This is a genomic window from Bradyrhizobium sp. I71 (assembly GCF_022354745.1).
Lineage (GTDB): Bacteria > Pseudomonadota > Alphaproteobacteria > Rhizobiales > Xanthobacteraceae > Bradyrhizobium > Bradyrhizobium liaoningense.
Genome location: NZ_CP059398.1, coordinates 3,045,460 through 3,065,082, shown reverse-complemented (window position 1 = coordinate 3,065,082; position 19,623 = coordinate 3,045,460). Strand labels below are relative to the sequence as shown.

Sequence of the window (19,623 nt, the reverse complement as noted above, 5' to 3'; positions counted from 1 at the left end):
CCGTGTGGCACCTCTCTCCCTGCCCCTCCCCGCAAGGGGGAGGGAATGAGAGAGTGGTGGCCGGCTTACGTCGCGATGCGATCAGAGGCTTGAAGCGGGGTCACGACTACACCTCGCCGTCCTTCCACCCGATCCTCTCCTTCAAAAACCGGAAGCCGAGCACCTCGAAGCCGGCGCGCTCCTTGTTGTCCTTGCCGTAGCCGTGTCCGCCGGCAGCGGGCTCGTAGAACCAGGCTTCAAAGCCCATCGCCTGCAGCTTGGCGGCCATCTTGCGCGCATGGCCGGGATGGACGCGGTCGTCGCGTCGCGTGGTCGCGATCAGGATCGGCGGATAGGCCTTGCCGGCCTTCACGTTGTGATAGGCCGAGTAAGTCTTCAGCCACTCCCATTCCTCGGGCTTGTCGGGGTCGCCATATTCCGCGATCCAGCTCGCGCCCGCGAGCAGCTTCGTGTAGCGGCGCATGTCGATCAGCGGGATGGTGCAGAACAGAGCGCCGAAGCGCTCGGGGTAGCGCACCAGCATGTTGGTGATGAGGATGCCGCCGTTCGATCCGCCCTGCGCCGCGATGCGCTTCGGCTGCGTCACGCCGCGGCGGACCAGATCGGCCGCGACCGCGGCGAAATCGTCGTGCGACAGCTTCTTGCCGGCCAGCCGTCCGGCATCGTGCCAGCGCGTGCCGAACTCGCCGCCGCCACGCAAGTTCGCCTGCACCGTCGTGCCGCCGCGCTCCAGCCACAGCTTGCCGAGCGAGGCGTTGTAGTACGGCTTCACGGCAAGTCCGAAGCCGCCATAGGCACTCATATAGACCGGCGCATCGCCGGTCTCCCCGGCGGGCCCGGTCTGCACATAGGGAATACGCTCGCCGTCGATCGAGATCGCCTCGTGCTGCGTCACCACGAGGCCGTCGGCGGTGAACGTCTTCGGCGCCTGCTTCAGCACGGTCGGGCTGGCGATGCCGCGCTCGATCAACAGCAGCGACGGCGGCGTGAGCGGGTCCTGCACATTGGCGAGCAGGTCGCCATTGCTTTCGGAGGGATGGCGATCGAGCGGCCAGACGTCGACGACGCCGATTCCCGGCAGGCCGGGAAGCGTCTCGCGGCTCCAGCCCGTTGCGGATGGCGTGCAGATCTCGAAGCGCGGCTTGAGCTCGTCGAGGATCGAGAGCACCAGCTGTCCGGCGGCCCAGAACAAACCCTGCAGCGCGCGCCGCGGTGCCGGCTCGAACAGCACCGCGAAATCGCGGCTGCCGGCCAGGAACGCCGAAAGCGAGATGCCGAGCACGGTATCGGTGACATGGGTCTGACCTGCGACCGTCCAGTCCTTGCGCAGCTTCATCGCGAACCAGTCGCCATGCGCCTGCATCCAGATTCCGGTCGGCAGATCGAGCTTCGTCGTCGTGCCCGCCGCATCGCGCAGCCAGGTCGCGTGATTGAAGAAGTCGATCTGGTCGATGATCCACACCCGCGGCGCCGCACCGGTGTCGTCGACGCTGCCATAGATCGTCATGTGATCGGCCGCGGTCTCGATGATCACCTGCGCCTGATCGACAGGCTGGCCTCGCTGCCACAGGCGAACCGTCCGCGCATATCCCGAGCTCGTCGCCATGCCCTCGCCATGGGCGCTCGACAGCAGCAGCGTGTCGGCATCGAGCCAGTCGACGCTGCCCTTGGCTTCCGGCAGCGTGAAGCCGTCCGCCACGAAACTCTTCGTGGCGAGGTCGAATTCCCGCAAGGTGACGGCGTCGCTGCCGCCGCGCGACAGGCTCAGGATCGCCCGCGAGCTTCCCGGCATCGTGGCGATCCCGCCGAGCAGCCAGTCCTCGCCTTCGCTCGCTGCGAGCCGGTCGATATCCAGCATGGTCTCCCATGCCGGATCGGCCTTGCGAAATTCCGCCAGCGTGGTTCGCCGCCACAGGCCGCGCGGGTTACTGGCGTCCTTCCAGAGGTTGTGGAGGTCGTTGCCGCGCCGGCTGACATAGGGAATGTTGTCCGGCCGGTCGTAGATCGCCGCGAGGATGTCGCGGTCGCGGGCGAAAGCCGCTCCGCCGAACGCGGCGAGCGTCAGGCTGTTCTGCCGCTCCACGAAATCGAGCGCCTGCGTGCTCTCGATCTCCTCCAGCCACAGCCAGGGATCGTCGTCGGGAGCGCTGAGCGTGGGCCTGTCGTCGACGGACATGAACGAAACTCCTGGGGACCGAGGCTCTTGGAAATCGCGGCGGATAGGATTTGATCGAGCGCAAGCCGTCAAGCGCGGCGGCCCGCTATCATCTGCCCGATTGCGTCAGAGACATGGCCTGCGCCCGTTTGCGCCGGTTGCCCGCCTTCCCACGCCCCTCCATAGTGCCGGGAATCAACAGCCCTCGTGAGCCCTTGAAAGTCCCTTGGGGCGGAAAAATTTCGATGTTGGACGTGACTGCAGTCAATGAGATCGCCGACGATGCCCGCGTGCGTGCCAATGTGGTGCGCCTTGCCGCCGCGCAGGCGCTGACCGGCGCGAACTCCGCGGTGATCTTCGCCACCGGCGCGATCGTCGGCGCGACGCTCGCGCCCGACATGTCGTTCGCGACCGTGCCGATCTCGATGTATGTGGTGGGGCTCGCTGCGGGCACGCTGCCGACCGGCGCGATCTCGCGTCGCTTCGGTCGCCGCGTGGCTTTCGTCATCGGCACGGGCCTCGGCGCGCTCACCGGCCTGCTCGGCTCGTTCGCGATCCTGCACGGCTCGTTCGCACTGTTCTGTGTCGCGACCTTCCTGGGCGGCCTCTACGGCGCCGTGGCGCAGTCCTATCGCTTCGCCGCCGCCGACGGCGCCAGCGCGGCCTACCGTCCCAAGGCGGTGTCCTGGGTGATGGCGGGCGGGGTGTTCGCCGGCGTGCTCGGTCCGCAGCTCGTGCAATGGACCATGGACGTCTGGCAGCCCTATCTGTTCGCCTTCAGCTTCCTGGTGCAGGCCGCCGTGGCGCTGGTCGCGATGGGCATCGTCGCCGGCGTCGACATGCCCAAGCCCGCGCCGGCCGATCTGCACGGCGGCCGGCCGCTGCTCACCATCGTGACCCAGCCACGCTTCATCGCGGCGGCGCTGTGCGGCGTGATCTCCTATCCCATGATGAACCTGGTGATGACCTCGGCGCCGCTCGCCATGAAGCTGTGCGGCCTCAGCGTGTCCGATTCCAATTTCGGCCTGCAATGGCACATCGTCGCGATGTACGGACCGAGCTTCTTCACGGGCACGCTGATCGCCCGCTTCGGTGCGCCGAAGGTCGTGGCCGCCGGCCTGCTGCTGGAAGCCGGCGCCGCCGGTATCGGCCTCTCCGGCCTCACCGCGATGCATTTCTGGGCGACGCTGATCGTGCTCGGCGTCGGCTGGAATTTCTCCTTCATCGGCGCCTCCGTGCTGGTGCTGGAGACGCACCGGCCGCAGGAGCGCAACAAGGTGCAGGCCTTCAACGATTTCCTGGTGTTCGGCATGATGGCGATCGGCTCGTTCTCCTCCGGGCAATTGCTCGCCAATTACGGCTGGTCGGCGGTGAACCTGGTGGTGTTCCCGCCTGTCGTGCTGGGCCTTGCCGTGCTGTCGCTGGTCTCCTGGGCCCGCCGCCGCAAGGCGCGGCTGGATGCGGCGATGGGTGAGTTTCCTGACGCGGTCTAGGTTGGCGGGAGGCTGTCAGCAGCGTTGATGCTTCGATCGCCGTCGAAGTGATTTTCTGGTGAGGGTTAGTTAGATGTCGTCATGGCCGGGCTTGTCCCGGCCATCCACGTCTTTGCGACGTCGAAGGAAGAGAGTGGATGCCTGGGCATAGGCGAGCGGAAGCGACGCCGTCCTTCAGACGGCTATGCCCGGGCATGACGGAGTAAGCGGCAATGCTTGATAATCCTCAACATCCCATGATCGACGAATCCTCCCTCCGCTACGAAGGCTGGCGCATCGTCGCGGTCTGCTTCCTGCTCGCCACCTTCGGCTGGGGTCTCGGCTTCTACGGCCAGAGCGTCTATGTCGCCGAGCTCCAGCGCGCGCGGGGCTGGCCGACGACGCTGATCTCCGCAGGGACGACGTTCTTCTATCTGTTCGGCGCGCTGCTGGTCGTCTTCGTCGGCGAAGCCGTGCGAAAATACGGTCCGCGCCTCTGCCTGATTGCCGGCACGCTGGCGATGGCGGCGGCCGCGGTCGCGATCGGCGCGGTGCGCGAGCCCTGGCAGCTCTATCTCGCGAATGCCGTGCTCGCCTTCGGCTGGGCCGGCACCAGTCTCGCCATGATCACCAACACGATCAGCCTGTGGTTCGACCACAAGCGCGGTATGGCGATCAGCCTCGCGCTGAACGGCGCCAGCTTCGGCGGCATCGTGGGCGTGCCGCTGCTGGTGACGCTGATCGGCCATGTCGGCTTCGCCAGCGCGATGTATGCCGCCGCCGGCGCCATGCTGGTGCTGCTGCTGCCGGTCATCCTCCTTCTCGTCGGCCGCCCGCCCGATCGTCATGGCTGGCACGCGACGGCGAAGGCCAAGCCGCAATCCTCGGCGCAGATCCGCGCATGGGCGCTGCGTGACGTCGGCTTCCTCACGGTGACGATCGCCTTCGCCCTGGTGCTGTTCGCCCAGGTGGGCTTCATCGTGCACCTGATCTCGTTCCTCGACCCCGTAATCGGTCGCGAGCGCGCCGCCGTCGCCGTCGCGGTGCTGACGGCGATGGCCGTGGTCGGCCGCGTGCTGTTCTCGCTGGTGATCGACCGCCTCAACCAGCGCCTCGCCTCGGCGCTGTCGTTCCTGAGCCAGGCCGCGGCGCTGTGCGTCGTCATCAACCTGCACAACGACTACGTGCTGATCGCGGCCTGCGCATTGTTCGGCTTCTCGGTCGGCAACCTCATCACGCTGCCCTCGCTGATCGTGCAGCAGGAGTTCGACAGTGCCGCGTTCGGCGTGCTGATCAGCTTGAATACGGCGATCAACCAGGTGACCTACGCGTTCGGCCCGGGCGTCGTCGGGGCCTTGCGCGATTGGTCCGGCGGCTATGTGCTGCCGTTCTACCTCTGCATCGCGCTGGAGGTGATGGCCGCGGCGCTGATCATGGTGCGGGAGAGGCCACCCGCCAAGTTGAAATAGACGCGACCGCGCCTCAACAAACTCCGTCATTGCGAGCGCAGCGAAGCAATCCAGAGTCTTGCCGTGGAGGGATGGATTGCTTCGTCGCTTCGCTCCTCGCAACGACGAGGAGAGAGCGGGGATCACCCCTCCCGCTGCTTCAGCAATCCCTCGACATCCAGCCGCTTGGTGAACATCGCCAGCTTCCCATCCGGCCCGAACGGCCATTGCTCCCTCGGCCTGTCCCAATACAGCTCGACGCCGTTCTCGTCGGGATCGCGCAGATACAGCGCCTCGCTGACGCCGTGATCGCTCGCCCCATCCAGCACAATCCCGGCCGTGAGCACGCGGTGCAAGGCATCGGCCAGCGCCGGCCGCGTCGGATAGAGGATTGCCGTGTGAAACAGCCCGGTCGTGCCCGGCGGCGGTGGCGAGCCGCCCTTGCTTTCCCAGGTGTTGAGTCCGATGTGGTGGTGATAGCCTCCGGCGGAGATGAAGGCGGCGCCCGAGCCCATCCGCTGCATCAGCTCGAAGCCGAGCACGCCGCAATAGAAGCCGAGCGCGCGATCGAGATCGGCGACCTTGAGGTGGACGTGGCCGATCCTTGTGCCGGCGGCGACGGCGGGACTTTGCGACATGGGAATGCTCCGTTGCTGAATTCCAGATAGGGCGGCCCTCGGGACAGCGCCATTGCTCATCTCGAAACCCATCGTTTCCCGATAAGAAACTAGCTCAGCTCCGACACCTCGCCCTCGGGCAGGCCGAACTCGAACGTGTTCAGCGTCATCGATACCAGCGTGTAATAGCCGCACAGCCCGATCACCTCGACCACGCCGCGCTCACCGAGCAGCTTCACCGCCTCATCATACAAACCCTTCTCGACGCCGTGGCCCTCGTGCAGCGACTTCGCGACGTCGTAGATCATCTTCCCCTTGGGATCGTCGAACTCGGGCGTGCGGCGGTCGCGGATCGCGTCGATGATCTCGGGCTTCATGCCGCCCGCAAGCGCGAGGCGCTTGTGTGCGTACCATTCGTAATGCGCGGTCCAGTGCCGCGCCGTCACCAGGATCGCGATCTCCGAGAGCTTTGCCGGGAATATCGTGTCGAAGCGCATGACCTCGCCGAGCCGCGTCGCGTGACGCGCCATCTCCGGGCTGTTGAGCCAGGCCATCATCGGCGCCGGCGGCTTGCCGCGCTTGCCGGCAATCGATTCGTCATAGGTCTGCCGCTGGCTCTCGTTCATTTCGCCAGGCGAAAGAAGCTTCAGGCGCATTGTCGTTTCCTCTTTGTTTTCAAGGTTCGCCGCAGGGCGACTATAGCCGACTGCGAATTGCGGAAGTGGTTGAATTCCGCGGGGGCTTGGCCCAGAGTCGCGCCCAACAAGTCTTTTTGATTGATGGAAACGACCATGAGCGACACTGAGACTGCCGATCTCGAAACATTCCGCGATGAGACGCGCGCCTGGCTGGAAGCCAATTGCCCGCCGGAAATGCGCAAGCCCGCGACGTCGGATGCCGACGTGTTCTGGGGCGGACGCAACGCAAAATTCTCGTCGGAGCCGCAGCGCATCTGGTTCGAGCGGATGCGCGACAAGGGCTGGACCGTCCCCGACTGGCCGAAGGAGTATGGCGGCGGCGGCCTGAGCGCGGCCGAGCACAAGGTTCTGCGCGCCGAGATGGCGAGGATCGGCGCGCGCCCGCCGCTGTCGAGTTTCGGCATCTGGATGCTCGGACCGGCGCTCTTGAAATACGGCAACGACGCCCAGAAGAAGGAGCATCTGCCGAAGATCGCGGCGGGCGAGATCCGCTGGTGCCAGGGCTATTCCGAGCCGAACGCCGGCTCCGATCTCGCTTCGCTCCAGACCCGCGCCGAGAGCGACGGCGACGACTTCATCATCACCGGCCAGAAGATCTGGACGTCTTACGCCAATTACGCCGACTGGATCTTCTGCCTGGTGCGCACCGATCCCACTGCGAAGAAGCATGACGGCATCAGCTTCATCCTGTTCGACATGACCTCGAAGGGCGTTTCGACCAAGCCGATCCTTTTGATCTCCGGCTATTCGCCGTTCTGCGAGACCTTCTTCGACAATGTCCGCGTGCCGAAGTCGCACGTGGTCGGCACCATCAACCGTGGCTGGGACGTCGCAAAATATCTGCTCCAGCACGAGCGCGCGATGATCTCAGGGATGGGCGAGCGCGGCGTCGGCCGGCCGCTCGGCCAGATCGCGGCGGACTCGGTCGGCACCGATGGGCAGGGCAGGCTGGACGATGCCATGCTGCGCGGCCAGATCGCGCGCTTCGACGTCGATGAAGCCGCGCTCGCGGCCTGCGCCGAGCGCGCGGTCGATCTCGCCAAGGCCGGGCAGGCGCATCCGGCGTTCTCGTCGGCGATGAAGTATTACGGCACCGAGCTCAACAAGCGCCGCCACGAGATCCTGATGTCGGCCGGCGGCGTCGATGCGCTGGAATGGGAGAGCGAGCGCTCCAAGCAGGGCGCCCGCCCGCGCGCCTGGCTGCGCACCAAGGCCAACTCGATCGAGGGCGGCACGTCCGAGGTCATGCTCGGCATCGTCGCCAAGCGCATCCTGGATCTGCCGGGGGCCTGATCGCGCCGTCGTTCCGGGGCGGTCCGCAGGACCGAACCCGGAACCTCGAGATTCCGGGTTCACGCTTCGCGTGCCCCGGAATGACACCAACAATATGCATTCCACGCGATATCAGAGACTTTGCACATGGCCCTCGTCCTCACCGAAGAACAATCGATGCTCCGCGACAGCGCGCGCGGGCTGATCAGCGACAAGGCACCGGTGTCGCACCTGCGTCATTTGCGCGACAGCAAGGACCCCACCGGCTTCTCCAAGGAGCTCTGGCATTCCTTTGCCGAGATGGGTTTTGCCGGTCTTCTGGTGCCTGAAGAATTTGGCGGCAGTGGCCTCGGCCATGTCGAAGCTGGCGTCGTCATGGAGGAGATCGGCCGCACCCTGATGCCATCGCCCTTCCTCGCCACCAGCGTGGTCGCGGCCTCGGCGCTGAACCGCGGCGGTAACTCCGCGCAGAGATCGGAATATCTGCCGAAGATCGCAAGCGGGTCGCTGCTCGCAACGCTCGCAATCGACGAGGGCGCCAAGCACCGTCCGCTCCACACCGGCCTGCAGGCCGTGCGCGCCGGCAACGGGTTCAAGCTCAGCGGTGCCAAGGCGCTCGTGGTCGATGGTCACGTCGCCGATCTCCTGATCGTCGCCGCGCGCACGACGGGCGCCGCCGGTGAGCGCGAGGGGTTGACGCTGTTCCTGGTGAACCCCGCGGCGAAGGGCGTCGCGATCGAGCGCACCATCATGGTCGATGCGCACAATGCGGCGCGGATCGAATTCGCCAATGTCGAGGTCAATGCCGACAGCGTGCTCGGCGAGGTCGATCAGGGCGCAAGTCTGCTCGAAGGCGTGCTCGATATCGGCCGCGGCGCGGTCGCCGCCGAAATGGTCGGTCTCAGCGAGGAGGTGTTTGGCCGCACCGTCGAGTACCTGAAGAGCCGCAAGCAGTTCGGCAAGCTGATCGGCGAATTCCAGGCCCTCCAGCACCGCGCCGCCGAGCTCTATGTCGACATCGAGATCACCCGCGCCGCAGTGATGAAGGCGCTGCAGGCCCTGGATGGCGACGTCGCCAAGGCGGCTTCGGCCGTCGCAGTCGCGAAAGCCCGCGCCGGTACCACCGCCACGCGCGCGGTGCAGGAAGGCGTGCAGATGCATGGCGGCATGGGCATGACCGACCAGTTCGACATCGGCTTTTTCATGAAGCGCGCGCGGGTGTGCGAGGAATTGTTCGGCGATGCCAACTACCACACCGAGCAGCTGGCGCGCGCGCGGGGGTATTGAGCAGTTGCTCGTGTAACACGGTACCCTGCGCTCCCTCCCCCTTGCGGGCAGGGCTATCGCATATGAGACGTGGCTATGGATACCGACTGTTTCCACAGCGTCATGGCCGGGCTTGTCCCGGCCATCCACGCCTTTCCACGCAGCACAAAGAACGTGGATGCCCGGGACAAGCCCGGGCATGACGACCTCTGCAATATTCATATGCGATTGCCCTGCGCTTGCGGGGGAGGGTAGAGGGTGTCTCCGCGCCGGGATTATTGAGAACAACTGAGGACACGTCCCTGCGCGGCGAGAGCCCTCACCCGCCGCGCTCTGCGAGCGCGTCGGCCTCTCCCGCAGGCGGGAGAGGCGGAGCAAGCCTGCAGACAGTCCCCGTGTAATTCATATGCGATTACCCTCCCCCGCAAGGGGGGAGGGACCGCACCGCACGTGTTGTTAGCACTATCGACGCAATGACGGCGGAGAGACGGTCTTACCGCATCGGCGGTGCGTACTGCACGCCGCCGGCATTCCACAGCTGGTTCATGCCGCGGGGGATCTTCAGCTTGGACTTCTCGCCGATGTTTCGGTCGTACATCTCGCCGTAATTGCCGACGTGGCGGATGATGCGGGCGGCCCAGTCCTTGGTGAGGCCGAGCTGCTCGCCGTAACGGCCTTCGGTGCCGACGAGGCGCATCACTTCCGGCTTCTTCGACTTCAAGGCCTCGTCGATGTTCTCAGAGGTGACGCCGAGCTCCTCGGCGTTGATCATGGCATACAGCGTCCACTTCACGATCATCATCCAGTCGTCGTCGCGCTGACGCACGACGGGGGCGAGCGGCTCCTTGGAGATCATGTCCGGCAGGATCATGTGGTCGCCGGGCTTCGAGAGGTTCAGCCGCAGCGCATAGAGCTGGGAGACGTCGGCCGAGAGCGTGTCGCACTTGCCGGTGTCGTAGGCCTTCACGACGTCGTCGAGCTTGTCGAACTTTACCTCTTCATACTTCATGTTGTTGACGCGGAAGTAATCGGCGACGTTGAGCGTCGTCGTGGTTCCGCTCTGCACGCAGACCTTGCTGTCTGTCAGGTCCAGCGAGGTCTCCTTGTTGCGCGAGCGCAGCACCATGAAGCCGACGCCGTCGTAATAGGCCACGGCCGGAAAATACAGGTCGTAGTCGAGCTCGCGCGCCATGCTCCAGGTCGTGTTGCGCGAGAGGATGTCCACCTTGCGGCTCTGCAGCTCCTTGAACCGCTCATTGGCGTCGAGCGGAACGAACTTCGCCTTGCCCGGATCGTTGAAGATCGCGGCGGCGACCGCGCGGCAGAAATCGACGTCGAAGCCGGTCCAGTTGCCCTTGTCATCGGGGATCGAGAAGCCCGGCAGGCCCTTGTTGACGCCGCACAGCACTTCGCCCCGGCGAACGGTGCGCTTCAAGGTGCGGGTGTCGTAGAATTCATAGATGATGGCCAGGACGGCGACCAGCACGGCGATGGCGAGCCCGATCAGCAGGCCGCCACGAAAAGTGCGCATCATGTTGCTCTCTCGAAAAACTGGGAAAAGGAGTCAGGCGAGGACGGAGAGCATGATCCGGATTCGGAGGGCGGCGTGAGCGCGAAGCGCGAAGCGGCCGTCCGAAAAGATCATGCTCGGACGATAAGCTTTAGAGCTCGGGCTTCTGCCGGATGACGACCTTGGTGCCAACAGGAACGCGATCATAGAGATCGGCAACGTCATTGTTGACGAGGCGGAAGCAGCCGGAAGACACCTTGGTGCCGATCGTGTCGGGGCGGTTGGTGCCGTGGATGCGGTAGACCGTGGTGCCGAGATACATGGCGCGGGCCCCCAACGGATTGCCGGGGCCGCCGGCCATGAAGCGCGGCAGATAGGGCTGGCGCTGGATCATCTCCGGCGGCGGCGTCCAGTCCGGCCATTCTTTCTTGTTGGTGATGGTCACCAGTCCTTGCCACTGGAAACCGTCGCGGCCGACGCCGATGCCATAGCGGATCGCGCGCCCGCCGGGCTGCACCAGATAGAGGTGCCGTTCTGCGGTCGAGACGATGATCGTTCCCGGCGGCTCGGTGGTGCGGAAGTAGACCACCTGCTTCTGCCATTCCGGCTCGAGCTGGTAGCCGTCATCGGCGACCAGTCCCGGCTCGTCCCCGCGGTCCGGCTGCTGGGCGAAAGCTTGTGGCGTCGACAGAATCAGGCCCATCGCAGCCACAAACATCCCGGTCAGGCGACGAAAATCCGTCATGTAAAGCTCTCCCCGCTGCCACAGCGCAAATCAATCATGAACCATCAAACCTGAGGGGCAAGTTCGTGGCAAGTTGATGGCGCGCCACCCTGGTATGTCACGAGAATGCTTTGGCTTTTTGACGGGCCGGAGCAATGCCACGAACAGGGGATGGCGCGAAAAGCATAGATTGTCGCGGCGAGGCGGTACTGCGCTCCTCTCCCGCCTGCCTGCGGGAGAGACTCCGACGGAGCTCGCGGGAAGATCGACTTCGATAATTGGCGGTTGGTGCAGCTAAATCTTGTTGCTCTCCGGCACAATTTCCAGGCGGCGCACGATCTCCGTGGCCACGGCGCGCGCCTCGGCTCGCGACCCGATACGGGGGCTGCGAAATCGCCGCCCCGAGTGCAACCGGATCACGACGATGCAGTGCTCGTCCTCGGAGCGGCCGCGGCGCTCGACGGAGATCGATTTCACCTCATGCCCCTCGATATGGTCGGCGCGCAGGCTGCCGTCGCCCCACAGGCGCTCGACGCGAATGTCGGCCGGCCGGATGATCCAGAAGGCGCCGGTGACGAGGTTGGCGTATCTGTAGACGACGAACGCCGCGATCGCGCCGGCGGGCAACAGCGCGATGTCGATCGGGCCCGGCGGCAGGCCGCGCCAGAGCTTGTAGGCATAGGGAACGGTGCACACGGCGACCGCGATCAGCGCAACGATGTAGATTTCCCGCGCCGGAAACGGCTCGATGGGTTCGCCGAGATGCATCTCGGGATTGCTGGCATCGAGCGGATTGCGAGGTGCCTCGACATTGGGAACGCCGAAATGCGTGGCGATCCGGGTCACGGTGTCATGCACATGCGTGACGTCCGAGATCGGCGGGGACGTCAGGCGTTCCCCCGAGGCCAGCGTGAAGGCCAGCTGGAAACGGGCTTTCACCCTCTTGCTGCCGGGAACCTGCAATTCCCTGATGTCGTCCTTGGGCACGACCCGCGTGCGGAGCCTTCCGAACGGACGCTGCTGCCCGATCAGGATCTCGCTCGGTGTGATGATCCACACCACGGCCGGCGCCATCATGATGCCGACGACGAAGCCCGCCCCCACGAGCAGCGCGACCACGGAGATCGCGATTTCCAGGATGTCGCGCGTGAACAGGCCCGGCGTGAAGCACAGCGCAACCGCGGCCGCAAAGCCGGACATCACCAGCCGCTGGGCGATCGAGGCGCCTTCACGAAGGCGGATGTCGGTGCTGGTGGTCGCGTCGTCCATCGCGTCGGCTGATTGCTTCGCTTGCGAAACTCCACGGACGGGTCCGTGGAGTCAAGCAACAAGGGCGACAACCGATACCTGCCGCGTGCTCGCCGTGCGGCATCAGCTGTCGACGTTCAGCAGCCTCGCCACCGTGCGGTCGATCTGGTCATAGCTGCCTTCGCCGGCGTGCTGGAACACGATCTTGCCGCTCCGGTCGATGATGTACTGCGCCGGCCAATATTGGTTGCGATAGGCGTTCCAGGTCTTGGAATCATTGTCCTGCGCCACCGGATAGGTGATGCCGTGGCGCTTCAGCGCGGCCTGCACGTTCGCGGCCGACCGCTCGAACGGGAATTCCGGCGTGTGTACGCCGACCACGACGAGGCCCTTGTCCTTGTACTTGGCATAGAGGCCGGTGACGTGCGGCAGCGTGTTGACGCAGTTGACGCAGCCATAAGTCCAGAAGTCGACCAGCACGACCTTGCCGCGGAGGTCGGCGATGCTGAGCGGTTTCGAGTTGAACCAGTTGGTGATGCCGGTGAAGTCGGGCGCGGTCTGTTGGCTTGCGGCGGCGACGCGGACGGGGCTTGCGCGGGAAACCTCGTCGCAGACGCCGGGGATGACGGCGCCGGTGACGGTGAAGCCGATCAGTGCGGCGGAAACGGCGAGCAGTTTGAGAGTCATGGAAGCGTCCTCCGGGTGAAATCTTCGACGGTCAGAGGTCGATCTGGCCGGTGGGATAGAAGCGGGTGAGCCACGCCACGATCAGCGTGTCGTATTGGAAATACGCCGCGACGGCGAAGCCGATCACGACGACGCCAAAGCCCTGTTGCAGCCGCGGCGAGATGCGCGCGAGGCTGCGCACGCGCGTGGTGGCGGCCTGTCCGCCATAGGCGATCGCCAGCATCGGGATCGCCGCGCCGATGGCGTAGGCGACCAGCAGCGTGCCGGCCCAGGCAACATCCTTCGAGGTCGCGACCAGCGTCAGGATCGAGCCGAGCACCGGCCCGGCGCAGGGCGTCCAGACCAGGCCCAGCGTGGTGCCGAGCACGAGGCCACCGAGCGCGCCCTCGCGCTGCGCGCCGTTCGAACTGCCGAGATCGAGCCAGCCATTGAGTCGTGCCGACAGCCACTCGAACGGCGCCGGCCACAGCATCAGCAGGCCGAATCCGAGCAGCAGGATCGATGCGGCTTCGCGCAGCACGTTCGGGTCGAAATCGAGCAGCCGCGTGATCGCACCGAGCAGCAGCGCGACTGCGGAGAACGAGACGACGAAGCCGAGCGCGATCATCGCCGGCCGCAGATGCCCGACGCGCCCGATCGAGGCGCCGAGCAGGATCGGCAGCATCGGCAGCGTGCAGGGCGCGGCAACGGTGAGCAGGCCGGCAAGGACGGCGAAGAGGAGGTCGAGCATTGGCCCTCGTGGATGGGGTCACGAGGGCAGTTCGTGTCCGGAGCGCCGCACGTTACGCGACGTCACGTGGTCGTGACGGCTCGGTCGTTGCGGAGGTCGTCATGGCCCTCACAAGGCCGCTTCCCCCCCAATACAAAACGACCCGGACGGGGGCATCGTCCGGGTCGCTGGAGGTCCTTGGGAGGTTTAACGAAACCGTATGGGGACTTTATAGGAGTGAAGTTTTTCCGCCTGATGTTGCGCTTTGTTTCAATTGTTTCGTCGGCGGTAACACTTCCGTGTCCGGGGACAGGGCCTGCGCTGCGGCCCTATCCCGTTGAATTGATTGGAGTTAGGCGGCGAAACGATCGACGCCGGCACACTTAAGCAAATCGGCCAGTTGCTTGCGGGCATAGAACATCCGCGTCTTCACCGTGCTCTGGGGGATGCCGATGATCTGCCCGACCTCCTCCACCGATTTCTCGTGATAGTAGACGAGGTTGATGATCTCCCGATGCGCAGGCGACAGCTTCTGCACGCAGGCGCGCAGGATGGCGCTGGTGTCGCTGCGGTCGAGCGAAGTCTCCGGCGTGTCGGCACCATCGGCAATCTGGCGCACATCCTCCTGGTCGATGTCCTCGAAGCGGCGCTGGCGCATCGCGGTCAGCGCCTTGAAGCGGGCGATCGAGAGCAGCCAGGTCGAGACCTGCGAGCGGCCCTGGAATTGGCCGGCGGTCCGCCACACATCCAGAAACACCTGGCTGACCAGGTCTTCCGCCGTGGTGGCGTCGCGCACGATGCGCAGGATGAAGCGGTACACCCGCACATTGTGCCGGCAATAGAGGATGTGCATCGCCGTCCGGTTGCCGTCGGCAATGCTCTCGAGGAGCATGTCGTCCGAGGTCGCCTGAGCGGCGATGATGCTCTGGCTGGCTTGGGCGTTGATGGCGATGACGTTCGGCATTGACTTGGCTCCCCGTAGCGCCGCAACCGAGCGGCGTTTCCTTAGGCCGAAGTGTTAATCAGCCAACGTTTCGGGATGTCTGCACGAAAAGGAGAAAATGGTTTCGTGCGCCGCCAAATTGTTTCGTCGCAGCGGCCGCGACGAAACATTCGGGCCAAAAAGACGTGGAATTTCAACGTGCGGAAAATACGGGAGTGGGAATTTGGGGCTGAGCGGAGGCGCCGGGAACGTATTTCTGGCTGTTGCGTTCGGTGTCGTCCGCCCTTGCCGTGATTCCCGGGGTCGCCCTCGGGGCGTCCCGGAATGACGTCCCTACGCCTTCTCGCCGGCCGGCGAAAACAGATAGCCGCCGCCGCGGATGGTGCGGATTACGGCCGGCTTGGCCGGGTCGGGCTCGATCTTGCGGCGGATGCGCATGATGCGGAGATCGACCGCGCGGTCGAAGGCCTCGGCGTCGCGCGCATTGGCCAATTCCAGCAGGCGCTCGCGCGACAGCACGCGTTTCGGATTGGCCGCGAACACCTTGAGAAGCCCGAACTCGGAGGCCGTGAGCGGATGCTCGTTGCCCTCGTCGTCGCGCAAGGCCTGCGCTTCGAGATCGAGCCATTTGGTGCCGAAGCGCACCAGCTGCTCCTTGTCCGATTTCGCCGCCGCCTCGGGCACTGCTGCCTTGGCCGGCACGCTCCGCCGCAGCACCGAGCGGATGCGCGCCATCAGCTCGCGCAACTCGCAGGGCTTGGCCACGTAATCGTCGGCGCCGAGCTCGAGTCCGACGACGCGATCGATCGGGCTCGCGGTCGCCGTGAGCATGATCACGGGCACGTTGATGCGGCTCTTGAGGTCGCGAATGATCGAGAGCCCGTCTTCCTCGGGCATGTTGAGATCGAGCACGACGAGGTCGGGCATGCTGCCCTGGATCGCGGCGCGCAAGCTCTTGCCGCCGTCGCACAGCGTCACGGTGAAGCCGTGCATCTTGAGGTAATCGCCGACCATCTCCCGGGCCGGGGCCTCGTCGTCGACGATCATGATGTGCTGGCTTTGGGTCATGGGCTTTGCATCACGGCGTTTCAGTCGCGGGGAGGGTGATGGTGAAGGTCGATCCCTTGCCGGGGCCGTCGCTGTCGGCGGTTACCTCGCCGCCATGCATGTCGATGATACGCTTGACGATGGAGAGCCCAAGCCCCGTCGAGCTCTCGCCGGCGGTCGGTTTTGCCGACAGCCGCTGGAACCGGCCGAACAGGCGGCCGAGATCCTCCGGCGACAGGCCGGCACCCTCGTCGCTGACGCGGACGGTGGTGTCGCGGCCCTCATGGCTGACGACCACGTCGATCTTGCCGCCGATCGGAGAGTATTTGATGGCGTTGCTGATGAGATTGTCGATCGCCTCGCGGATGCGGTCGGTGTCGCACATGGTGACCATGTTGGCCGGCGCGGCAACGCTGATCGTCTGCTGCTTGTTGACGGCGAGCGGCTGGTTGGCTTCGGCAACCTCCTTGACCAGCGCGGCGACGTCGACCGGCTCGCGGCGGATGGTGATGTCGAAGGCATCGGCCATCGCATCCGAGATCAGGTGATCGACCATCGTGGTCAGCCGCTTGGTGGCGTCGCGAATGTGGTCGACCTGGGCGACCACGCCGCTTTCCGAGGCGCCGGTCGAGATCAGCTCCTTCAGCATCTCGGTGCGGCCGAGGATGACCCCGAGCGGATTCTTCAGGTCGTGCGCGACGGTGCCCAGAATCTCGTTCTTGAAGCCGTTGGCGCGCTGCAGCCGCAGCCATTGCGCCGAGAGCCGGCGGTTGGCCTGCATCAGCGCGCGGGTGCGCTGGGCGACGCGGTCTTCGAGCTGGGTGTTGGCGTCCTGGAGCTGCTGGTAGAGGATCACGTTGTCGAAGGCGATCGAGAGCCGGCTGGAGAAGATCTCGACCAGCGAACGGTCGGTCTCCGACAGCTCGCGTTCGGCCTGGAGCAGCACCACGACCTCGCGGCCGCTTCCGGTGCGCAGATAGATCACGCTGCGGTGGTCGGCGAATTCGTTCTTGCGGCGCTGGAACGCGGCCTCGACCATCTCGCGCAGGTCGGGATCGAGCGCCTTCGACGTGGTGGTGCCGATGAAGCGGCTGTAGCAGCCGCTGCCGGCGAGCACCGAGAGCTCGGGATCGACGCCGCCATTGTCGCGCAGGACCAGGATGCCGGCGCAATCGACGTTGAGCAGCGAGGCGAGCTGGGTCAGCACGCCCTCGGCGAGCCGCTGCATCGACTTGAAGTCGTACAGCGTCGAGGCCGCGTCGATGATGATCTCCAGCCCGCGCCGCGTCTGCACCATGCGCTCGAGCTGCTGATAGGAGCGCAGCGCCGCGGTCAGGGAGGTGAACAGCTTGTCGGCGGTGAGCTCGGTCTTGGCCTTGTAGTCGTTGATGTCGTACTGCACGATCACGCGCCGCTCCGGAGCCTGGCCGGGCTGGCCGGTGCGCAGGATGATGCGCACGGTCTCGTTCCTGATCTCGTTGCGGATGAACTCGACCAGTTCGAGGCCGGCGACGTCGGTCTCCATGATGACGTCGAGCAGCACGGCGGCGATGTCGCCGTGCTCGGCCATCAGCTTGCGGCCTTCCGCTGCGGAATAGGCCGAGAGGATCTCCAGGCTCTGGCCGTTGAGGCTGTAGTCGGACAGTGCGAAACGGGTGCCGTCATGCACGGCCGGATCGTCGTCGATGACGGCGATCTTCCATTTCCGGGCGTTACTATCCTCCGACGCGGTACCGGTATCGTCGATCAGGTGGAGGACATCGTCCTGTTCGGCCATTGCGAAGATCCGTCACTTTCTGTGCTTTGCGTGCCGCCCTTGGCGACCCGGGGTATGATAATGCGAAAAGTGGTGCCTTGTCCCAGCTTGGATTCCAGCACCATGCGGCCGCCGAGCTGCTGGGTGACGAGGTTATAGACGATATGGAGGCCAAGTCCCGTGCCGCCTTCATTGCGCCGGGTGGTAAAGAAAGGGTCAAAGGCCTGGCGCTGCACGTCGGGGGTCATGCCGGCTCCGTCATCGGCGAAGCTGATTTCGATGTCGTCGGTCCCGCGCGGCCGCGCCGAGATCGCGATCGTGCCGGCGCGGCCGTCGGCGAAGGCGTGGTTGGCGGCGTTGAGGAACAGGTTGGTCAGGATCTGGCCGTAAGAGCCGGGATAGCCGTCGAGCAGCAGCCCCTCGGGCACGTCGACCTGAAGCGTGATCGGCGACCGCTTCAGCACCGGGCGCAGGCTGGCGATGATCTGGTCGGTGGCTTCGCTGAGCGAGAATTGCCGCCGCTCGATATGCGAGCGATCCACCGCAACCTGCTTGAACGACTGGATCAGCTCGCCGGCGCGCTGGAGGTTGGCGACGAGCTGCTGCGAGGCGTCGCGTGAGGACTGCACGAATTCCTCCAGCTGCGACCGGCGCAGGCCGCCCTCGCCCTTGAGCTGGGCCTCGAAGATCTCGGTGCGCCGGGCCAAGCTGGAGGCCACCGTGAGGCTGATGCCGATCGGGTTGTTGACCTCGTGCGCGACGCCGGCAACCAGGCCGCCGAGCGCCGCCAGCCGTTCGGCATCGATCAAATTCTGCTGCGCGGTATTGAGCTCGAGCAGCGCGCTCTCGGCTTTCTCCTTGGAGGCGCGCAGCTCGTCCTCGGTCTCGCGCTTGGCGATCGCGTTCTCGCGGAACACCTCCACCGCGCGCGCCATGGCGCCGACCTCGTCGCGCGCCTTGGTGCCCTGCACCTCGCGATCGAGGTCGCCGAGCGTGATCGCACGCATCGCGGTCATGATCTGCTGCAGCGGCAGGCGGATCGACAGTGCGATCAAGACGCCCGCGGTGAGGATGATGCCGAGGAAGATGACCGCGATCGACAGCACCCGCCGGGAAATATCTCCCAGCGTGCGGTCGAAGGTCTCCTGCGCCTTCTGCTCGCGTTGGCGCATCTTGCTCGAGAGGTCGTCGATGGCGCCGATCGCCTCGGCCTGGCTGGCGTCGATGGTGTTGCGGAGCAGCTCGGTGCGGCTCGCAAGCTGTTCGGAGAGCTTGGCAAAGCCCTCCCGCAGCGCCATGGTGCGGGCCGCAAGCCGCCGCAGGGCCATCTTCTGGAGGTCGTTGTCGGCGAGATCGATCATGACCGGGATGGTCTTCTCGATCGTCTCGGTGTTGCGGCGCGCGTCGTCGGCGGCGCCCGATGACTGCGACAGGTAGTAGGAATTGGCCGCCACCAGCATCGCGGTGAAGGCCTCGCGGGACTTGCCGAGCGAGGGCCAGATCAGCGCGTCGCGATGGCCGGTGGCGCCCTCGATGATGGAGTAGAGGCCGGCCATGTCCCTGGCCGGGCCCTGCACCTGCTCCTCATAGGTCTTGGCGATCGTCGCCTGCACGCTGCGCAGCTCGCCGAAACCGTTGAGGAAGCGATCGGTGGTGCGCTCCAGCTCCTCGACCGAGCCCGACAGCATCGGGTCCTTGGCGGCGCGGTTGGTCAGCGTGCCCAGCACCGCCTCGCGCAGCAGGAGGATCTCGGCGAACAGGTCCGGGCTCGGCTGGTTGATATAGCGGTGGATCAGGTTCTGGAGCCGTCCGGTCTCGCTTTCGAGCAGCGCCAGGATCCGGTCGGACTCGCGCACCTGGCGCACGTCGTGCCAGGCCGAGCCCAGCACCTGCGCGCCGTTCCAGATCATCGCCACCAGCACCACGACCACGGCGGAGTTCAGCGCGGCGATCGACAGGATGCGCCAGCGGATCGGCACCGCCCGCAGCACGCCGACGAGCCGCGCGCGCAGCTGCCCGATCGGGCCGGGCGGCCTGTCCGCGTGTTCGTGATGTCCAAGTGCAGCCAACA

16 protein-coding genes are annotated in these 19,623 nt (G+C 65.6%); 4 read left to right on the top strand and 12 right to left on the bottom strand.

Annotated features, from left to right (window positions below; all coding sequences use genetic code 11):
• Positions 1 to 106: 106 nt before the first annotated feature.
• Entirely contained in the window at positions 107 to 2,176 is a 2,070-nt protein-coding gene (locus FJV43_RS15005; protein ID WP_239628073.1) for a prolyl oligopeptidase family serine peptidase, read from the bottom strand.
• A 224-nt stretch (positions 2,177 to 2,400) separates the two neighbouring features.
• Here FJV43_RS15005 and FJV43_RS15000 point away from each other — a divergent pair, with 224 nt between their 5' ends.
• Both FJV43_RS15000 and FJV43_RS14995 read left to right on the top strand, forming a co-directional pair.
• A complete protein-coding gene (locus FJV43_RS15000; protein ID WP_239628072.1) occupies positions 2,401 to 3,648 on the top strand; it encodes an MFS transporter in 1,248 nt (415 codons plus the stop codon).
• Positions 3,649 to 3,860: 212 nt separating this feature from the next.
• Positions 3,861 to 5,096 carry an MFS transporter gene (locus tag FJV43_RS14995; RefSeq protein WP_239628070.1) on the top strand — a complete coding sequence of 412 codons (1,236 nt, stop codon included), beginning with the start codon at positions 3,861 to 3,863 and terminating at the stop codon, positions 5,094 to 5,096.
• A gap of 122 nt (positions 5,097 to 5,218) precedes the next feature.
• On the opposite strand, the gene FJV43_RS14990 is transcribed toward FJV43_RS14995, so the two are convergent.
• Together FJV43_RS14990 and FJV43_RS14985 are read right to left on the bottom strand one after the other, a co-directional pair.
• Positions 5,219 to 5,713: a VOC family protein gene (locus FJV43_RS14990; RefSeq protein ID WP_239628069.1), complete on the bottom strand. Its 495-nt coding sequence runs from the start codon at positions 5,711 to 5,713 to the stop codon at positions 5,219 to 5,221.
• Between the two features lie 89 nt (positions 5,714 to 5,802).
• Positions 5,803 to 6,348 (bottom strand): carboxymuconolactone decarboxylase family protein, encoded by a 546-nt coding sequence (locus FJV43_RS14985; protein ID WP_239628066.1) that lies wholly within the window; start codon positions 6,346 to 6,348, stop codon positions 5,803 to 5,805.
• Positions 6,349 to 6,483: 135 nt separating this feature from the next.
• Here FJV43_RS14985 and FJV43_RS14980 point away from each other — a divergent pair, with 135 nt between their 5' ends.
• Positions 6,484 to 7,683 carry an acyl-CoA dehydrogenase family protein gene (locus FJV43_RS14980; RefSeq protein WP_239628060.1) on the top strand — a complete coding sequence of 400 codons (1,200 nt, stop codon included), beginning with the start codon at positions 6,484 to 6,486 and terminating at the stop codon, positions 7,681 to 7,683.
• Positions 7,684 to 7,809: 126 nt separating this feature from the next.
• Positions 7,810 to 8,949, top strand: coding sequence for an acyl-CoA dehydrogenase family protein (locus tag FJV43_RS14975; protein ID WP_239628059.1), 1,140 nt, complete (start codon positions 7,810 to 7,812; stop codon positions 8,947 to 8,949).
• A 472-nt stretch (positions 8,950 to 9,421) separates the two neighbouring features.
• Here FJV43_RS14975 and FJV43_RS14970 read toward each other — a convergent pair whose 3' ends face one another.
• From FJV43_RS14970 to FJV43_RS14930, 9 genes are all read right to left on the bottom strand, one after another.
• Positions 9,422 to 10,459, bottom strand: a complete 1,038-nt coding sequence (locus tag FJV43_RS14970) for an amino acid ABC transporter substrate-binding protein (protein ID WP_239629431.1) — start codon at positions 10,457 to 10,459, stop codon at positions 9,422 to 9,424.
• A 130-nt stretch (positions 10,460 to 10,589) separates the two neighbouring features.
• Positions 10,590 to 11,183 carry a L,D-transpeptidase gene (locus tag FJV43_RS14965; RefSeq protein WP_239628057.1) on the bottom strand — a complete coding sequence of 198 codons (594 nt, stop codon included), beginning with the start codon at positions 11,181 to 11,183 and terminating at the stop codon, positions 10,590 to 10,592.
• A gap of 273 nt (positions 11,184 to 11,456) precedes the next feature.
• Positions 11,457 to 12,431 (bottom strand): hypothetical protein, encoded by a 975-nt coding sequence (locus tag FJV43_RS14960; RefSeq protein WP_239628056.1) that lies wholly within the window; start codon positions 12,429 to 12,431, stop codon positions 11,457 to 11,459.
• Between the two features lie 102 nt (positions 12,432 to 12,533).
• Positions 12,534 to 13,097, bottom strand: a complete 564-nt coding sequence (locus FJV43_RS14955) for a thioredoxin family protein (protein ID WP_239628054.1) — start codon at positions 13,095 to 13,097, stop codon at positions 12,534 to 12,536.
• A gap of 31 nt (positions 13,098 to 13,128) precedes the next feature.
• Positions 13,129 to 13,827 carry a cytochrome c biogenesis CcdA family protein gene (locus FJV43_RS14950; RefSeq protein WP_239628053.1) on the bottom strand — a complete coding sequence of 233 codons (699 nt, stop codon included), beginning with the start codon at positions 13,825 to 13,827 and terminating at the stop codon, positions 13,129 to 13,131.
• 331 nt (positions 13,828 to 14,158) lie between these two features.
• Positions 14,159 to 14,770 (bottom strand): sigma-70 family RNA polymerase sigma factor, encoded by a 612-nt coding sequence (locus FJV43_RS14945; protein WP_197968692.1) that lies wholly within the window; start codon positions 14,768 to 14,770, stop codon positions 14,159 to 14,161.
• Between the two features lie 312 nt (positions 14,771 to 15,082).
• A complete protein-coding gene (locus FJV43_RS14940) occupies positions 15,083 to 15,817 on the bottom strand; it encodes a response regulator (protein WP_239628051.1) in 735 nt (244 codons plus the stop codon).
• A gap of 10 nt (positions 15,818 to 15,827) precedes the next feature.
• Positions 15,828 to 17,573: a DUF3369 domain-containing protein gene (locus FJV43_RS14935; protein WP_239628050.1), complete on the bottom strand. Its 1,746-nt coding sequence runs from the start codon at positions 17,571 to 17,573 to the stop codon at positions 15,828 to 15,830.
• A complete protein-coding gene (locus tag FJV43_RS14930; protein WP_239628048.1) occupies positions 17,543 to 19,621 on the bottom strand; it encodes an ATP-binding protein in 2,079 nt (692 codons plus the stop codon). Before FJV43_RS14930 ends, FJV43_RS14935 begins: the two co-directional genes overlap by 31 nt.
• Positions 19,622 to 19,623 lie beyond the last annotated feature (2 nt).